The organism is Streptomyces spinosus, assembly GCF_020400655.1.
Taxonomy (GTDB): Bacteria; Actinomycetota; Actinomycetes; order Streptomycetales; family Streptomycetaceae; genus Streptomyces; species Streptomyces argyrophylli.
On record NZ_JAINRC010000002.1, the window covers coordinates 578,201 to 594,692 of the forward strand.

The following is a 16,492-nucleotide window of genomic DNA, read 5'->3' on the forward strand; positions in this document are numbered from 1 at the left end:
GGAACGGAGGCTGACGGTGCGGCGCGACGCGGACCACGAAGGAGCCCACGGCAAGGACCGGGTGCGAGCCCGGGACGGCGACCGGCGAGGGCACGGTCCGTCGCGGCGCCCGGCAGCGGCGTTCCTGCTCGTACTCCTCCTCCCCGCCCTGCTCCCCGCCCTCCTCCTCGGCACGGCGACGCCCGCCTCCGCGCACGCCGTCCTGCGCGCCACGGACCCCGCCGACGGAACCCTCCTGCGCACCGCCCCCCGTCACGTCACCCTCACCTTCACCGAGTCGGTCGGCCTGCTGACCGACTCCTTCCGGGTGTACGACCCCGGGAACCGGCGCCTGCGCACCGGCCCCGCAGGCCACGCCGCCGGCCGCTCCGACACCGCGCGCGTCACCCTCCCCGCCCGGCTCGCCACCGGGACGTACACGGTCGCCTGGCGGGTGGTGTCGGCCGACAGCCATCCCGTGTCCGGCGCGCTGACCTTCTCGGTGGGCAAGCGCACGGCGGCACCGGCGGCCCTGCCCCGGGAGCGCCCGGAGAACGGGGCCACCACGGCCCTGCACACCATCGCGCGCTACCTCGCCTACCTCTCCCTGGCACTCCTGCTGGGCACCGCCGCGTTCGTGGCCTACTGCCGCCCGCCGACGACGGCCCACCTGCGCATCCCCGCCGTGGCCGCCGCGGTGACGCTCGTGGCCTCCACCCTCGCCGTGTACCTCCTGCGCGTCCCCTACGAGGAGGCCGCCTCCCCGACGACCGCCTTCTCCCTCTCCGCCCTCACCCACACGGCGACGACCCGCCCCGGCCGGCTCCTGCTCCTCCGCCTGGCGCTGCTGCTCCTGGCCGCGGCCGCCGCAACCCTGCTCAGGACCCGGCGCGTCAGACTCCCGCGCCGCGTCACCCTCGCCGCGGCCACCGTGCTCGCCGTCGCCCTGGCCCTGACCTGGTCGGCGTCCGACCACGCCGCGGCGGGCATCCAGGTCCCGGTGGCGATCGTCTCCTCCACCCTGCACCTGCTGGCGACGGCCGCCTGGCTGGGCGGCCTGGCCGCGCTCCTGTGGACGCTGCGGCACGCCCCGCGAACCGCCACCGCCCTGCCGGCCTCGGTCCCGGCCCGCTTCTCCCGGCTGGCGTTCACGTCGGTGGTGGTCCTGGTCGTCACCGGCGTCTACCAGTCCTGGCGCGGCCTCGGCTCCTGGCAGGCGCTGACCGGCACGACGTACGGCCGCACGCTCCTGGCCAAGCTGGCGGCGGTCACCGCGCTGCTCCTCGCGGCGGCCTGCTCCCGCGCCTGGACGGCCCGCCTGACCCGTCCCGCGCAGGCCGCCGTCCGCGCCCGCGTCCCCGAACCGGCCACGGGCCCCGCGCTCCCCGAACCCCCGCCGGAACCACCCCCGGTCCCGCCCCTGCGCCTCCTGCGCCGCTCGGTCCTTCTCGAGACGGTGGCCGCCGCGCTGGTCCTGGCCCTGACCACCCTCCTGACCAGCACCGTCCCCGGCCGCGCGGCGACGGAGTCCGCCCAGCCCGCGCCCTCCACAGCGACGGGCGTCCAGACGGCCTCGGTCCTCACCGTCCCCTTCGACACCGGCGCCCCCGGCGGCCACGGCAAGGTGCAGATCACCCTGGACCCCGGCCGCGTCGGCACCAACTCCCTCCAGGCGGTGATCTACGGCCCCGACGGCGGCCTCGCCACGGTTCCCGAGCTCCGGGTCACCCTCACGCTCCCGGCGCGGCGCCTGGGCCCTCTGGACACCAGGCTCACCGACCGCGGCGGCTACTGGTCCGCGCCCGCCTTCACCGTGCCCCTCCCCGGCACCTGGACGGTGAGGGCGACGGTCCGCGTGTCGGACCTGGACCAGGTGACGGTGTCGGCACCGGTGCGGGTGAAGCGGTAGGGGCGAAGGGCCGGCGGGATCAGGCGGTGTGCAGGAAGAGCTGCGGGGACCAGCCGGTGCAGCTGCCTGGTCCCGCCTCGTCGACGGCGCCGGCGCACGCCCTGACCTTGAAGTTCCAGTCACCGCGCGCGGGCGCGTCGACCGTGGCGACCCGGTACTCGCCCATGCGCAGCTGCCAGCTGTACCAGCCGAGGCGTGACGGATACGTGTAGCGGACCTCGTAGTAGGAGTAGCGCGGGCTGGAATAGCCGCCGTAGTACACCCGCAGCGTGTTGGCGCACCCGTCGAAGCGGGCGCCCGCGTACGGGGTGTCCGCGTACTTGAACCGGTTGGGCGCACCGCCCAGGTTGGTGCCGCCGCCCGGCGGATACGCGTCCTGGGACGCGCACGGGCTCGCCGCGGCGGAGGCCGGCACCCGCGCCGGCGCCGCGGACGCCGTACCGCCCACGGAGACGACGGGAACCGCCAGGGCCACGGCAGCGGCCACCACAGGCAACGAACGCCCCAAGGCCCTCACCTCCAGCGAAAGAACCTCAGAGACCACAGTGCACTTTCGCCCCAGGCGCCGCATCCGGAGGGCGGCGAGGCGGGCCGGGACCGGAGCGCGGCCGGACGGTGACCGCCGGCGGTGCGGTTCAGCTGGTGAACGGCCGCCGACGGAGGGACTCGGACGCGCAGCGCACGCAGGTCTTCGCCGCCGGACGGACTTCGAGGCGCTCCGTCGGGATCGGCTCACCGCACTGCTCGCAGCGCCCGTAGTCGCCTCTCTCCAGCCGTTCGAGGGCGCGGTCGAGATCGTTCAGATGCTCGCGCGCCTGGGACAGCAGGGCGGCGACGTGCGCCCGCTCGAAGGCCGTGCTCGACCCTTCCGGGTCGTGCTCGTCGTCGACGGCCACCAGCGCGTTCGCCTCCACGATCCCTTCGTACTCACGGCTGAGGGCGGCTATCTGCCGCAGTGTGCCGACACGGTCGGCCGCGAGCAGCGCCCGCATCGACTCGCCCTGGGGTGCGGGAAAAGCGGCATTGATGGACCGGTCACTCATATCGGAGTAAACCTCGCTGTCTCTGCCGAATTCCCGGGTGCTCGGGCGAAGCCGGCCTCAGCGGAGCCGGCCTCACCGAAGACGGCCTCAGCGATGACGTGGGCGGCCACGCTGGTACTGCTTCGGCCACGGGACGTCGTCACCGAGCACGTGGGCCGCGTGGAGCGGCCAGGTCGGGTTGCGCAGCAATTCGCGCGCGAGCATGATCGCGTCGGCCGAGCGGTCCACGAGGATCTGGTCCGCCTGCTCCGGTGCGGTGATCAGGCCGACCGCGGAGACGGGCAGGGCCGCGCCCTCGCGGACGGCTCGGGCGAAGGGCACCTGGTAGCCGGGTTCCACTTCGATACGGGCGTTGTGCACGAGCCCGCCGCTGGTGACATCCACCAGATCGACGCCGTGGGTCACCAGGTGCCGCGACACCTCTACCGTCTCCTCCGGGGTCCAGCCGCCGTCGGCCCAGTCCGTGGCCGAGAAGCGCACGAACAACGGGCGGTCCTCCGGCCACTGCGCCCGTACGGCGTCGGTGACCTGGACCAGGAAACGGCTGCGCCCGTCGAGGTCGCCTCCGTACTCGTCGCTGCGGTGGTTGGACAGCGGTGACAGGAACTGGTGCAGCAGATAGCCGTGCGCGGCGTGGATCTCCAGGACCTGGAAGCCGGCGGACAGCGCCCGCGCGGCGGCCTCGCCGAAGGCCCGGACCAGGGCGCGGATGTCGTCCGCGCCGAGTTCCCGCGGGGCCGGCCAGTCGCCGAACGGCAGCGGCGACGGAGCGACCGTCTGCCATCCTCCGGCCTCCGGTTCGACGTACGCGTCACCCTCCCAGGGCGGTGCCGTCGACGCCTTGCGGCCGGCATGAGAGATCTGGATGCCGGCGACGGCTCCCTGCCCGTGGACGAAGTCGGTGATCCGCTTGTACGCGGCGGCCTGCCCGTCGTCCCAGATGCCGGCGTCGGAAGGGGTGATCCGGCCCTCGGGTTCCACGGCCGTGGCCTCCTGCATGACCAGGCCCGACCCGCCGCGTGCCAGGGAGCCGAGATGGACCAGATGCCAGTCCTGCGGATAGCCGTCGACCGAGCTGTACTGGCACATGGGGGCCACCCAGGCCCGGTTCGGGAAGGTCGTGCCGCGGAGGGTGAGCGGCGAGAAGAGACGGCTCATCGGAGGCCTCGCAGGAGGGAGGTGAGAAGCCGGGTGCCCCCGGCCGTCGAGCCGTGACGGCCTGGTTCCCGCGGGGCGCCCCGCACGGTGGGTGCCCACGAGTACCCCGGCCGCTCGTGGCACAACCACCGGCCAGGCGTGCGCACCCGGGTCGTCGACGGTGATCGGGGTCGTCTTTACCGAGACCAGAACTGAGACCTGAGCCCAGAACCGAGACCGGGGTGCCTGGTCATACCTTCTTGGCGACGATGGTGTCCGGGAGGAGCTTCTCCAGGTCGTCCACGTCCGAGGTGAAGACGGTGACCTGCCCCTTCTGTCGGCGTGCGATGACAGCGAGCACGGCATCGATCGCGTACTTGTGACCGTGCAGCTTGGCGTCGGACAGGAGACGCCGGGCCTGGCGGGCCTCGTCCTTTCCGACATCGGCGACCTTGAGCCGGGAGAGCACCCAGTCCCAGCGCTGCTCGGTGGTTCTGCCGTCGTACGCCTCGACCAGCGTCATGGGAGACGTCACCACCTCGGCCTCACCCCCGGCCGCGAGGTCGAGCCAGGCGATCATCCTGCGGTCGCCGCGCACGGCCAGAGACAGGGCTTCGCAGTCGAGTACGAACACGCGCAGTGGCCGCCGGCTGTGCTCACCGGCGCGCTTCTTCACGCGGCCTCTCCGGCGTCGTGCCCTCCGGCGGTACGACGGCCCTCGTGCTCGGCGTCGAGATCGTTCAGTTCCGCGAGGGCTGCCGCGCGCTCGTCCTCGGTGACCGGCCCGTGTTCCTCCTGCAGCCAGTCGACCAGCTCCAGCAACCGGTCCCGGTCGCGCTTGAACCGCAGCGCTTCGGCTACATACGCCGAAAGTCCCCGCTCAGCCGCGTCGGCGCGGATCTCGTCGAGGAGATCCTCGGGGATCGTCACCGTGACTTTCTTCGTCGCCATACTGGGGACCATACTCCTGGTGTAAGCGCCCTTACCAGGGGCGTTGAACCAGTCAGGCATCCAGGATGCGGATGGTTGATCTCGCAGTCCTTCCCTCGCCGAAGCCATCTGGGGAAGTCCCGAGACACCCCCTGTGGACAAAAACCGGGACAACGAGGTCTGAGGATTCTGAGGACAACGTCGAAGGGCCCCACCTTGCGGTGGGGCCCTTCGACATCGTGCCCGGTGAGGCACTGGCGGAGGATACGAGATTCGAACTCGTGAGGGGTTGCCCCCAACACGCTTTCCAAGCGTGCGCCCTAGGCCTCTAGGCGAATCCTCCGCCGGAAACATTACATGACCGAGGGGAGTGCTCGCGAACCCGTTCCCGCAGGCCGTCCCCGGGTGGGGTCGCGGGGCCGGCCGGGTTCGGACCGGTGCCCGCCATCGGGTACTGTGGGGCACAGCCCCTCACGCGGCGCTATCTGACTGAACTCCCCCAGGGCCGGAAGGCAGCAAGGGTAGGTCGGCTCTGGCGGGTGCGTGGGGGGCCCTTGCGTTCCGGGCCCGCGGCCGTGGATCTCGGGGCGGGGCCGGTTGTCAGTGGGCGCCATTAACCTCGTATGCGTGTCGTCTCTCGCGCTGTACCGCCGCTATCGCCCGGAGACCTTTGCCGAGGTCATCGGGCAGGAGCATGTCACCGACCCGCTGCAGCAGGCGCTGCGGAACAACCGGGTCAATCACGCGTACCTGTTCAGCGGTCCGCGCGGATGTGGCAAGACGACCAGCGCGCGCATCCTGGCCCGCTGCCTGAACTGTGAGCAAGGTCCCACCCCGACGCCCTGCGGCGAGTGCCAGTCCTGCCTCGACCTCGCGCGCAACGGACCCGGATCGATCGACGTCATCGAGATCGACGCGGCCTCTCACGGTGGTGTGGACGACGCCCGTGAGCTGCGCGAGAAGGCCTTCTTCGGCCCCGCGAGCAGCCGGTACAAGATCTACATCATCGACGAGGCCCACATGGTCACGTCGGCCGGTTTCAACGCGCTGCTGAAGGTCGTCGAGGAGCCGCCCGAGCACCTGAAGTTCATCTTCGCGACCACCGAGCCCGAGAAGGTCATCGGGACCATCCGCTCGCGGACGCATCACTACCCCTTCCGGCTGGTGCCGCCCGGCACCCTGCGGGACTACCTGGGCGAGGTGTGCCGGAAGGAGGACATCCCGGTCGCGGACGGCGTACTGCCGCTCGTCGTGCGCGCGGGCGCCGGCTCCGTGCGTGACTCCATGTCCGTCATGGACCAGCTCCTCGCCGGTGCCGGGGCGGACGGTGTGACGTACGCCATGGCCACCTCCCTCCTCGGCTACACCGACGGCTCCCTGCTCGACTCCGTCGTGGAGGCCTTCGCCACCGGTGACGGGGCCGCCGCCTTCGAGGTGGTCGACCGGGTCATCGAGGGCGGCAACGACCCGCGCCGCTTCGTCGCCGACCTGCTGGAGCGGCTGCGGGACCTGGTGATCCTCGCCGCCGTGCCCGACGCCGTGGAGAAGGGGCTGCTCGACGCCCCGGCCGACGTCCTGGAGCGGATGCAGGCCCAGGCCGAGACCTTCGGCGCCGCCGAGCTGAGCCGCGCCGCCGACCTGGTCAACGAGGGCCTGACCGAGATGCGCGGCGCCACGTCCCCCCGCCTCCAGCTCGAACTGATCTGCGCCCGCGTCCTGCTGCCCGCCGCCTACGGCGACCAGCGGTCCGTGATGGCACGGCTCGACCGCCTGGAGCGCGGCATCGGCTTCTCCGCCGGCGCGGGTGCGCCGGCCATGGGGTACGTCCCCGGTCCCGAGGCCCACGCCGGCGCCCTCGCACCGGGTGCCGGTCCGGGTGCCGGCGGTTCGTCCGTGCCGTCCGGTGGGGGACCCGCGGCGGCTCGCGCGGCGGTCCGGGCCGCGGGGCCGGCCGGCCCTGGTGCGCCCGCCGCGGTTCCGGCCGGTCCGGGCGGCCCCTCCGGTCCGGCGGCACCGGGTGAGCCGGCTGCGGTCGCCCCGGCGCCCGCGCCCCCTGCCCCCGCTCCCGCCCCCACGGCCGCCGCCGCCCCCGCCGCCCAGGCTCCGGCCGCCCCCGCCCCCGCCCCCGCTCCCGCCCCAGCGCCCGCCACCGGCGCCTGGCCCACCGCCGCCCCCGCCGGCGGCGGCCGACGCCCCGGTGGCTGGCCCACGGCCACCGCTCCGGGCGCCGGGCAGGCACCGGGCTCCGGCCGCGTGGCCCCGGCCCCGTCCCAGCCGGCGCCGTCCGCGCCCCCGGCCACCTCGGCCCCGGCGCCCCAGGCTTCCGCCCCGGTCGCCCCCGCCGGCGGCCTCGACCCGCGCGCGCTCTGGCCGAACATCCTGGAGGCCGTCAAGAACCGCCGCCGCTTCACCTGGATCCTGCTCAGCCAGAACGCCCAGGTGACCGGCTTCGACGGCACGACCCTCCAGCTCGGGTTCGTGAACGCGGGCGCGCGTGACAACTTCTCCGGCAGTGGCAGCGAGGACGTGCTGCGGCAGGCCCTGGCCGAGCAGTTCAACGTGCAGTGGAAGATCGAGGCGGTCGTCGACCCGTCGGGCGGGGGCTCCGCCCCACCGGTCGCGGGCGGCTTCGGCGGGGGCGGCGGCTACGGCGGCCCTCCGGCCGGCGGCCACGGCGGCTCCCCCGGCGGCGGTGGCTACGGCGCCCCGGCCGCCCCACGCCCCGGAGCCTCCCAGCCGTCACCGCAGCCGCCTGCCGCCCCGCAGAGCGGCACACCGGCCGCGCCCGCCCCGGCGCCCCGGCCCGCCGCCGCGCCCGAGCCGCCGCCCGTCTCCCCCGAGGACGACATCCCGGAGGACGACGACCCGGATCTCGACGAGTCGGCGCTCTCCGGCCACGAGCTGATCGTGCGGGAGCTGGGGGCCACGGTGGTCGAGGAGTTCTCCAACGAGTGAGGGCCGCGTGCACCGGGGAACGGCCGGGCAAGGGCTCGCTTTGGAGGAAAGTCCAACAAACCCGGCGCCCGGGCTTCGGCGACCTTGCCATTAGGCTGACCCCGTGAAGGTCCTCGTCATCGGCAGCGGCGCCCGCGAACACGCCCTGTGCCGCTCCCTGTCCCTCGACCCCGACGTCACCGCGCTGCACTGCGCCCCCGGCAACGCCGGCATCGCCGAGGTCGCCGAGCTGCACCCGGTCGACGCGCTCGACGGTGCCGCGGTGACCGCGCTGGCCACCGGCCTCGGTGCCGACCTGGTCGTCGTCGGCCCGGAGGCCCCGCTGGTCGCCGGTGTCGCCGACGCCGTCCGTGCCGCGGGCATCCCGGTCTTCGGCCCCTCCGGGCAGGCCGCGCAACTGGAGGGGTCCAAGGCCTTCGCCAAGGACGTGATGGCGGCGGCCGGCGTGCCGACCGCCCGGTCCTACGTCTGCACCACGGCCGAGGAGGCCGCCGCGGCCCTCGACGCCTTCGGCGCCCCCTACGTCGTCAAGGACGACGGCCTCGCCGCCGGCAAGGGCGTCGTCGTCACCTCCGACGTCGAGGCCGCCAAGGCGCACGCGGCCGGGTGCGAGCGCGTGGTCGTCGAGGAGTTCCTCGACGGTCCCGAGGTGTCCCTGTTCGCCGTCACCGACGGCGAGACGGTCGTACCGCTCCAGCCCGCCCAGGACTTCAAGCGCGCCCTGGACGGCGACGAGGGACCGAACACGGGCGGCATGGGCGCGTACTCGCCGCTGCCGTGGGCCGACCCGAAGCTGGTCGACGAGGTGCTGGAGACGGTGCTCCAGCCGACCGTGGACGAGATGCGCCGCCGGGGCACGCCGTTCTCCGGGCTGCTCTACGCCGGTCTCGCGATCACCTCGCGCGGCGTCCGGGTCATCGAGTTCAACGCCCGCTTCGGCGACCCGGAGACCCAGGTCGTGCTGGCCCGGCTGCGGACCCCGCTGGCCGGTGTCCTGATGGCCGCCGCCACCGGCAACCTCGCCGACCTCGCGCCGCTGCGCTGGAGCGAGGACGCAGCCGTCACCGTCGTCGTCGCCTCGCACAACTACCCGGGCACCCCGCGCACCGGCGACCCGATCACCGGTCTGGACGAGGTGGCCGCCGAGGACGCCCCGCACGCTTACGTGCTGCACGCCGGCACCAAGCGGGACGGCGACGCGGTCGTCAGCGCGGGCGGACGCGTGCTGTCCGTCACGGCCACCGGCCAGGACCTGTCCGAGGCGCGCGAGCGGGCGTACCGGGCGGTGGGCCGGATCCGGCTCGACGGCTCGCAGCACCGCACCGACATCGCGGCGAAGGCCGCACAGGAGGCGCGGGCACGGGCGTGACCACGCCGGTACGGCTCCCTCGTACCGCCCCTCGCACCCCCATCAGGCCCCGGAGGCGATCCGGGGCCTGATCTTTGCTTTCTGTCACCCAGCTCTGACCAAAGCCATTCCATCGAGTGAGCAATCGCCCATATGGCTGACGGGGGCCGGGGGCCCAACTAGGGTGCCGCGCAAGCGTTCCGGCACTTGGCCCACCGGCATTGCGATGTCAGTGGCGGGTGCCACAGTGGGGGAGTGAGCAAGACCAGGGCAGCACACGATCGCCAGGGAGGGGGCGAGATCGGCACGTGACCGGAATCGGTGTGGAGGCGGGCGCGCAGGCCGCGCGCTCCCGGGCCCTCGCCGTGCTGCGGGTCCGGGGCCGTGCGCTGGCCGTGGCACTGCTGCCCGCGGGCACCGAGGTGATCCTGCTGACCGGCGTCTCCACCGGCCGTCTCGTCGGCCCGGGCTGGGACGCCGCCCGCTGGGTCGTCGGCGTGCTCGCGGCGCTGGTCCTGCTGGCCGCGGCCGGTATCGCGGTGGTCGTGGCCCGGGCCCGCCCCGCCATGAGTCCCACGGTGCCGATCCCGGAGGGGTCCGCCCCCGATCTGTACCGGATGGTGCGCGACCTCGCCGACCGGCTGGACGTGCCGGTGCCCTCGGCCATAGCGCTCACCCCGGACTGCGACAGCTGGCTGGAGGACCGGGCCCATTCGGCCCACGGACCGCCCCCGCGTCCGGCGCCCGACGAGATAGCGGGCCCCGGCCGCCGCCGGACCCCGGTCGCACCGGTCCTCGTCATCGGCTCCCCGTTCCTGTGGTGGATGCGCGTGGGCGAACTGCGCGCGGTCCTCGCCCCGGTCATCGCCGGTACGGGACCCTCGGCGCACCCGGACATAGCCGCCGCCCGCCGCTTCGTGCGCGGGCTGGACGCGGCCGTGGCCGTCGCCTCCGACCGGGGCCGCGGCCCGCTGACCCGCGGGATGTGCGCCGCCCTCGGCTGGGTGGCCCGGCTGCTGCTGCGCGGCTGCCGGGAGCACGCGACCCAGATGGAGCGCGGGGTGGCGGCGGCCGCCGCCGAGCGCGCCCAGACGGTGGACTACGGCCTGCGGATCGTCGCCCAGGAGCAGGTCGGTCTCGCGTACGCCGGCTGGGACCGGCTGCTGACCAGGGTGGCGTTGCCGGCCTGGCGCATGGGGCGCTGGCCGTCCCGGCTCGACGCGGGGGTGGTGGCGGCGCTCACCGAACTGTCCCGCCGGGACCGGCTCGCCGAGGGCTTCGCCTCCCGGCTCGGCGAACGGCCCGCGTGCGATCTCCTGGAGGAGCCCGGCACGGTCGACGAGGCCGCCTCCCTCCTCGCCGCCCGGCTCTTCCACGGGGGGCCCGCCGAGCCGGGTCCCGACTGGGCGCCGGTGGACTGGCAGGCGTATCCGGAGGAGGTCGTGGACCGCACCTGGCGCGCCGAAGCGGCGCGTCTGCACCGCGTCCTGGACACGCTGGGCGTCCGCCCCTCCCCGGACCCCCGGGCCCCCGACCCCGGCGGCCCCACCCTGGCCCGGGTCCTGGACCACCTCACGGCCACGGCCGACGCCGAGGTCTGGGGCACGGCGGACGCCGCCCCCGATGCGGGCGCGCTGTATGCCGGGGCCGGCGGCGTTTCCACGGCGGCCGACGCGGTGGCTCCCGGGGCTCCTGGTGCCGCGGGGACCGGTGCCGGGTCAGGCGTGGGCGCCGGGCCTGCTGATTCCGGAACGGATGCCGCCGGCACGGGTGCTGTGGACGCCCCGGCCACCGCGGCGGGTGCCTCCGCAGCCGACGGCGCCGCTCCCGGGGCCACGGACACCCCGGTCGCCGGCCCTTCCGGGAGCCGGGCCGCCGACCACGCAGACGCCACGAACCACCGAGACACCACGGACCACGCCGGCACCGCCGACCACCCGAGCACCGCCGACCACGCCGGCACCACTCCCGTCACCCCCGAGCCCGGGGACCCACTCCCCGCCCCGATCCCCTTCGGGGAAGAAGAGGACCCCACCACCGAGCGCAGTGCCGCTCTCGCCGCCGGGCTGAGTGCCGAGCTGGCCCGGGAGGAGGCTGCCGTCGTGGACGGTGGCGCCGGGGGACAGCGGACGCCCGAGAGCGCCCAGTGGGACGACTTCGCCTGCGGGCTGCCCCCCTTCCCGCTGCAACCCCAGCGCACCGCCCGCGAACTGCTCGCCGAGCACGTGACGGCGATGGTGTGCTGCGCCGCCGTGGACACCGCCGGTGCCGTCCCCGCCCTGGACTGGCTGGACGGCCCCTCCCTGCTGCTGGGCGGTGAGCGGGCCGCCGACCTGGCGCCCAAGGTCCTCACCCTCATCGAGGAGGGAGACCCGGGCCCGCTGCGCGACTGGCTGGCCGCGTCCGGCATACGCCCCGAGAAGCCCGTACGTCTCGTCTGACCGGACGGTGACCCGGCCCGCGCGGCCCGCCCCCCGTACCGGAAAAGCGACTTCCAGTTCAGGTCAATTCACAACGACTAGTGACCGTCCCCGTGCGTTATGTGATGTGCTGGGACCGACCACGCCTTTGGCAAAGGCACGCGACATACGACAGTACGGCCGAGCACACCGAGAACAGCGAGCACCAGCGAGACAGGCACGGGGGCCTGATGAGGGAGGGGAGCGACCATGGCCTCGGACCACATCCGCCGCTGGGAGTCCGGAGCACTCGCGCACGCCGTCACGGACCCCTTCGGTCAGGGCCCGGTGCCCTGGCTGCGCGGCAGCGAGACGTACTTCGACGACACCGGGCACGTCGTGCCGTGGTACGTCGACCCCAGTCCGCAGCAGCTCACCGGCGGCGACCGCGCACGCATCCCGGCGCCGCGCGCGTCCGTGTCCGGCCCCCGCTCGGCGGACGACGTGCACCGCCAGATCAAGGGCTTCACCTCGAACGGCGCGGTCGCGCCCGGCGAGTCGATCGACTTCCATGTCACGGTCGACCCGCCGCAGCAGTTCAGCGTGGACATCTACCGCATCGGCCACTACAGCGGCGACGGCGCGTCCAAGATCACCACCAGCCCCCGCCTCTCCGGCATCGTGCAGCCCCCGCCGCTGACCGCCGACCGCACGGTCTCCTGTCACCACTGGTGGCTGTCCTGGCGCCTCCAGGTGCCCTCCTACTGGAGCATCGGCGCCTACGTGGCCGTCCTGACCACCGCCGACGGCTACCGCTCCCACGTGCCGTTCACGGTCCGCGACGACCACCCCGCCGACCTCCTGCTGCTGCTGCCGGACATCACCTGGCAGGCGTACAACCTCTACCCGGAGGACGGCCACACCGGCGCCAGCCTCTACCACGCCTGGGACGAGAAGGGCCGGCTGCTGGGGGAGGCCGACGCCGCGACCACCGTCTCCTTCGACCGGCCGTACGCCGGCGCCGGCCTGCCCCTGCACGTCGGCCACGCCTACGACTTCATCCGCTGGGCCGAGCGCTACGGCTACGACCTCGCCTACGCCGAGGCCCGTGACCTGCACGCCGGCCGGATCGACCCCACCCGCTACCGGGGACTGGTCTTCCCGGGCCACGACGAGTACTGGTCGGTGCCGATGCGCCGGGCCGTCGAGGACGCCCGCGACCGCGGCACCTCGCTGGTCTTCCTCTCCGCCAACACCATGTACTGGCAGGTGGAGCTGGGCCCGTCCCCGTCCGGTGTCCCGGACCGGCTGCTGACCTGCCGCAAACGCAAAGGCCCCGGCCGGCCCGTGCTGTGGCGCGAGATCGACCGGCCCGAGCAGCAGCTGGTCGGCATCCAGTACGCGGGCCGGGTCCCCGAGCCGCACCCGCTGATCGTCCGCAACGCCGGGCACTGGCTGTGGGAGGCGACCGGCGCCCACGAGGGTGACGAGATCGCGGGTCTGGTCGCCGGTGAGGCGGACCGTTACTTCCCGCGCACCCCACTGCCCGAGCACGACGAGCGCATCCTCCTCGCCCACTCCCCCTACACCGACAACGACGGCGTCCTGCGCCACCAGGAGACGTCGCTCTACCGCGCCCCCTCCGGCGCCTGGGTGTTCGCCTCCGGCACCTTCGCCTGGTCCCCGGCCCTGGACCGCCCCGGCCACGTGGACGCCCGGGTCCAGCGCGCCACGGCGAACCTGCTGGACCGCATCTGCAAACGCGACTGACACCGTCCTCCCCGTGCCGCGCGCCCGGACCCACACCCCCGGGCGCGCTCTATCGCCCCCATACGGGAGAATCGAGGCATTGGACAGAACCACGGGGAGGAACCGTGTCCGGATTCGTAGAAAAGCCCCAGCCGATCGAGGTTCCGGGCCTGGTGCACCTGCACACCGGAAAGGTGCGCGACCTGTACCAGAACGAGGCGGGCGACCTCGTGATGGTCGCCAGCGACCGCATCTCCGCCTACGACTGGGTGCTGCCCACGGAGATCCCCGACAAGGGCCGCGTCCTCACCCAGCTCTCCCTGTGGTGGTTCGACCAGCTGCGTGACCTCGCCAGGAACCACGTCGTCAGCACCGAGGTGCCCGAGGGAGCCCCGGCCGACTGGGCGGGCCGCACGCTGGTCTGCAAGTCCCTGAAGATGGTCCCGGTGGAGTGCGTGGCCCGCGGCTACCTCACCGGTTCCGGCCTCGCCGAGTACCGGGAGTCCCGTACGGTCTGCGGCCTCGCCCTCCCCGAAGGCCTCGTCGACGGCTCGGAACTCCCCGCCCCGATCTTCACCCCGGCCACCAAGGCCGAGGTCGGCGAGCACGACGAGAACGTCTCCTACGAGGAGGTGGCCCGCCAGGTCGGTGCGGAGACGGCCGCCCAGCTGCGCCAGGCCACGCTCGCGGTGTACTCGCGCGCCCGGGACATTGCCCGGGACCGGGGGATCATCCTGGCCGACACGAAGTTCGAGTTCGGCTTCGACGGTGACACCCTCGTCCTCGCGGACGAGGTCCTCACCCCGGACTCCTCCCGCTTCTGGCCGGCCGACCAGTGGGAGCCGGGCCGGGCGCAGCCGTCGTACGACAAGCAGTTCGTGCGGGACTGGCTGACCTCGCCGGAGTCCGGCTGGGACCGCAGGAGCGAGCAGCCCCCGCCGGCCCTGCCGGAGGAGGTCGTGGCGTCGACCCGGCGGAAGTACGTGGAGGCGTACGAGCGGCTGACGGGCACCAGCTGGTCGTAGGGCATGAAGAAGACCCCGGTCCGGTGGACCGGGGTCTCATCCCGAGCGGACGACGAGGCTCGAACTCGCGACCTCAACCTTGGCAAGGTTGCGCTCTACCAACTGAGCTACGTCCGCGTTGCGCCGTGGCGCGAGAGCAACTATACCCAACCTCGCCGGCGCGCGAGACGTACTGCCGTGTGGCGGTTCTCGGCACCGAGCTTCGTGACCGCCGAGGAGAGGTAGTTCCGCACCGTCCCCGGTGACAGCCCGGCCCGCTCCGCTATCTCCGCGACCGGCGCTCCGTCGGCGGCCAGCTCCAGCACCTCGGCCTCGCGCGCGGTCAGCGGCGAGTCCCCGGCGGAGATCGCGTCGGCGGCCAACTCCGGGTCCACGTAGCGGTTCCCGGCGTGCACGGTGCGGATGATCTCGGCGAGGCGCTGAGCACTGACGGTCTTCGGGACGAACCCGCGCACACCGGCGGCCAGCGCCCGTTTCAGATGCCCGGGCCGTCCGTGCCCGGTGACGATGAGCACCTGGCAGCCGGGCAGTTCGGCGCGCAGGGATGTGGCGACCCTCACACCGTCGGCGCCGGGCATCTGGAGGTCGAGGACCGCGACGTCGGGCTCGTGCGCCCGGGCCATGGCCAGTGCCTCGGGCCCGCTCGCCGCCTCCGCGACGACCAGCAGGTCGTCCTCCAGGGAGAGCAGGGCGGCCAGCGCGCCCCGGATCAGATGCTCGTCGTCGGCGAGCAACAGGCGTACCGGTGCGCTCACCGGGTGACTCCTCTCACATCGGTCACGGACTCCGCCGTGCCCAGCGGCACTTGTGCCACCAACCGGAACCGGTCGCGGCCGGCGCCGACGAATCCGGCGTCCAGCGTCCCGCCCACGGCGGCCAGCCGTTCCCGCAGTCCGGCCAGTCCTGATCCGCCGCCACCGCCGGCCGCCGCGGCGCCGTCGTTCTCCACCGTGAGCACCGCCAGCCCCTCCCGCACCGCGAGGCCCACCGCGCAGTGGCCGGCGTCGCCGTGCCGCAGCACGTTGGTGGTGGCCTCGCGCACCACCCAGCCGAGCGCGGACTGCACCGCCGCGGGCAGCCCGCCGGTGTCCGCGCGGACCTCGCAGTCGATCCCTGCCGCCGTCAGCACGCCCTGCGCACCGGCGAGTTCCACACCGAGGTCGGCCTCGCGGTAGCCGCGTACGACGGCCCGCACCTCCCGCTGGGACTCCTGCGCGATGCGCTGCACCTCGATCATCTGCTCCACGGCCTCCGGCCGCCCCCGCCGGGCCAGTTGCACGGCCAGTTCGCTCTTCAGGGAGATCACGGAAAGGTTCCGCCCCAGCACGTCGTGCAGGTCGCGCCCGAAGCGCAGCCGCTCCTCGGCGACGGCGAGCCGGGCCTGAACCTCGCGGGCCCGTTCCGCCTCCCAGAGCACGGCCAGGGTCCAGGCGCCACAGCGGCAGGCGAGCAGCGAGAACACCGTCTGGAAGGCGACCATCAGGCCGGTCACGAGGATCCCGGCGCCGTCGGGATCGGCGAGCCCGACGGCCGCCATGAGCAGCACCGCGAGCACGGCCGCCGACCGCAGGAACACCCGTACGGGGACGGTGAGTCCGTAGACCACGCCGAACGGCAGCAGGGCGGCGCCGATCGCCAGCCGGACCGTCGCCTGGTCGGCCGCGTCCAGTGCGGCCAGGGCCACGAGCAGCGCCAGCACCAGCCCCAGCAGGACGGCCGGGACGCCGTGGGCCCCGGCCGGGAGCCGGGCGCGCCCCAGGTAGTGGTCGAGCGCGGGCCGGGTCAGCCGGTTGGAGGCCGCGCACTGGAGGGCCGTCACCAGGACCGTCAGGGCGCCGAGGGCGAGGGCCACGGGCCGGTGGCCGAGCCCGCCGACCAGGGGGAGCAGCAGCCAGCCGAGCGAGAAGAACCAGGTCGTGCCGTACCAGGTGACGACCGTGTACAGCTCGACCCGCTCCGCCTTGCTGCGCTCCCGCCAGTGCCGTTGCTGCCACCGCCGTATCCGCCCCACCACGCGC

At 73.9% G+C, this 16,492-nt stretch carries 13 protein-coding genes, 2 tRNA genes and 1 other RNA gene; 7 read left to right on the plus strand and 9 right to left on the minus strand.

The genetic code is table 11. The features are described 5' to 3' along the window. Window positions 1-16 precede the first annotated feature (16 nt). Window positions 17-1,888 (plus strand): copper resistance CopC/CopD family protein, encoded by a 1,872-nt coding sequence (locus LG395_RS06560; protein WP_225808751.1) that lies wholly within the window; start codon window positions 17-19, stop codon window positions 1,886-1,888. A 19-nt stretch (window positions 1,889-1,907) separates the two neighbouring features. Here the strand turns inward: LG395_RS06560 and LG395_RS06565 are convergent, their stop codons facing one another. From LG395_RS06565 to LG395_RS06590, 6 genes are all read right to left on the minus strand, one after another. Continuing rightward, window positions 1,908-2,375: a hypothetical protein gene (locus LG395_RS06565; protein ID WP_225808752.1), complete on the minus strand. Its 468-nt coding sequence runs from the start codon at window positions 2,373-2,375 to the stop codon at window positions 1,908-1,910. Window positions 2,376-2,523: 148 nt separating this feature from the next. Beyond that, window positions 2,524-2,931: a TraR/DksA family transcriptional regulator gene (locus LG395_RS06570; protein ID WP_225808753.1), complete on the minus strand. Its 408-nt coding sequence runs from the start codon at window positions 2,929-2,931 to the stop codon at window positions 2,524-2,526. Between the two features lie 87 nt (window positions 2,932-3,018). Beyond that, on the minus strand, window positions 3,019-4,089 hold the full coding sequence (locus tag LG395_RS06575; protein ID WP_225808754.1) for an NADH:flavin oxidoreductase/NADH oxidase: 1,071 nt from the start codon (window positions 4,087-4,089) through the stop codon (window positions 3,019-3,021). A gap of 229 nt (window positions 4,090-4,318) precedes the next feature. Further along, window positions 4,319-4,744, minus strand: a complete 426-nt coding sequence (locus tag LG395_RS06580; RefSeq protein ID WP_171154889.1) for a PIN domain-containing protein — start codon at window positions 4,742-4,744, stop codon at window positions 4,319-4,321. Further along, entirely contained in the window at window positions 4,741-5,019 is a 279-nt protein-coding gene (locus tag LG395_RS06585; protein WP_225808755.1) for a ribbon-helix-helix domain-containing protein, read from the minus strand. Before LG395_RS06585 ends, LG395_RS06580 begins: the two co-directional genes overlap by 4 nt. Window positions 5,020-5,253: 234 nt before the next feature. Beyond that, window positions 5,254-5,341 (minus strand) — tRNA-Ser (locus LG395_RS06590). Between the two features lie 119 nt (window positions 5,342-5,460). On the opposite strand from LG395_RS06590, the gene ffs reads away from it, so the two are divergent. The 6 genes from ffs (at window position 5,461) to LG395_RS06620 (ending at window position 14,474) form a co-directional block, all read left to right on the plus strand. Beyond that, an RNA gene (ffs, locus tag LG395_RS06595) (signal recognition particle sRNA small type) lies at window positions 5,461-5,557 on the plus strand. Between the two features lie 68 nt (window positions 5,558-5,625). Then, the gene (locus LG395_RS06600) at window positions 5,626-7,953 is read left to right on the plus strand and encodes a DNA polymerase III subunit gamma and tau (RefSeq protein ID WP_225808756.1); all 2,328 of its coding nucleotides are present in this window, start codon (window positions 5,626-5,628) and stop codon (window positions 7,951-7,953) included. Between the two features lie 103 nt (window positions 7,954-8,056). Further along, complete coding sequence (purD, locus tag LG395_RS06605; protein ID WP_225808757.1) at window positions 8,057-9,322, plus strand: phosphoribosylamine--glycine ligase; 1,266 nt, start codon at window positions 8,057-8,059, stop codon at window positions 9,320-9,322. Window positions 9,323-9,609: 287 nt separating this feature from the next. Continuing rightward, window positions 9,610-11,742, plus strand: coding sequence for a M48 family metalloprotease (locus LG395_RS06610; protein ID WP_225808758.1), 2,133 nt, complete (start codon window positions 9,610-9,612; stop codon window positions 11,740-11,742). 228 nt (window positions 11,743-11,970) lie between these two features. Further along, complete coding sequence (locus LG395_RS06615) at window positions 11,971-13,470, plus strand: N,N-dimethylformamidase beta subunit family domain-containing protein (RefSeq protein ID WP_171154895.1); 1,500 nt, start codon at window positions 11,971-11,973, stop codon at window positions 13,468-13,470. Between the two features lie 104 nt (window positions 13,471-13,574). Next, the gene (locus tag LG395_RS06620) at window positions 13,575-14,474 is read left to right on the plus strand and encodes a phosphoribosylaminoimidazolesuccinocarboxamide synthase (protein ID WP_225808759.1); all 900 of its coding nucleotides are present in this window, start codon (window positions 13,575-13,577) and stop codon (window positions 14,472-14,474) included. 44 nt (window positions 14,475-14,518) lie between these two features. Here LG395_RS06620 and LG395_RS06625 read toward each other — a convergent pair. From LG395_RS06625 to LG395_RS06635, 3 genes are all read right to left on the minus strand, one after another. Continuing rightward, window positions 14,519-14,591 (minus strand) — tRNA-Gly (locus LG395_RS06625). A gap of 23 nt (window positions 14,592-14,614) precedes the next feature. Further along, window positions 14,615-15,229 carry a response regulator transcription factor gene (locus LG395_RS06630; protein WP_225808760.1) on the minus strand — a complete coding sequence of 205 codons (615 nt, stop codon included), beginning with the start codon at window positions 15,227-15,229 and terminating at the stop codon, window positions 14,615-14,617. After that, complete coding sequence (locus LG395_RS06635; protein ID WP_225808761.1) at window positions 15,226-16,488, minus strand: sensor histidine kinase; 1,263 nt, start codon at window positions 16,486-16,488, stop codon at window positions 15,226-15,228. Before LG395_RS06635 ends, LG395_RS06630 begins: the two co-directional genes overlap by 4 nt. Between the last annotated feature and the right edge of the window lie 4 nt (window positions 16,489-16,492).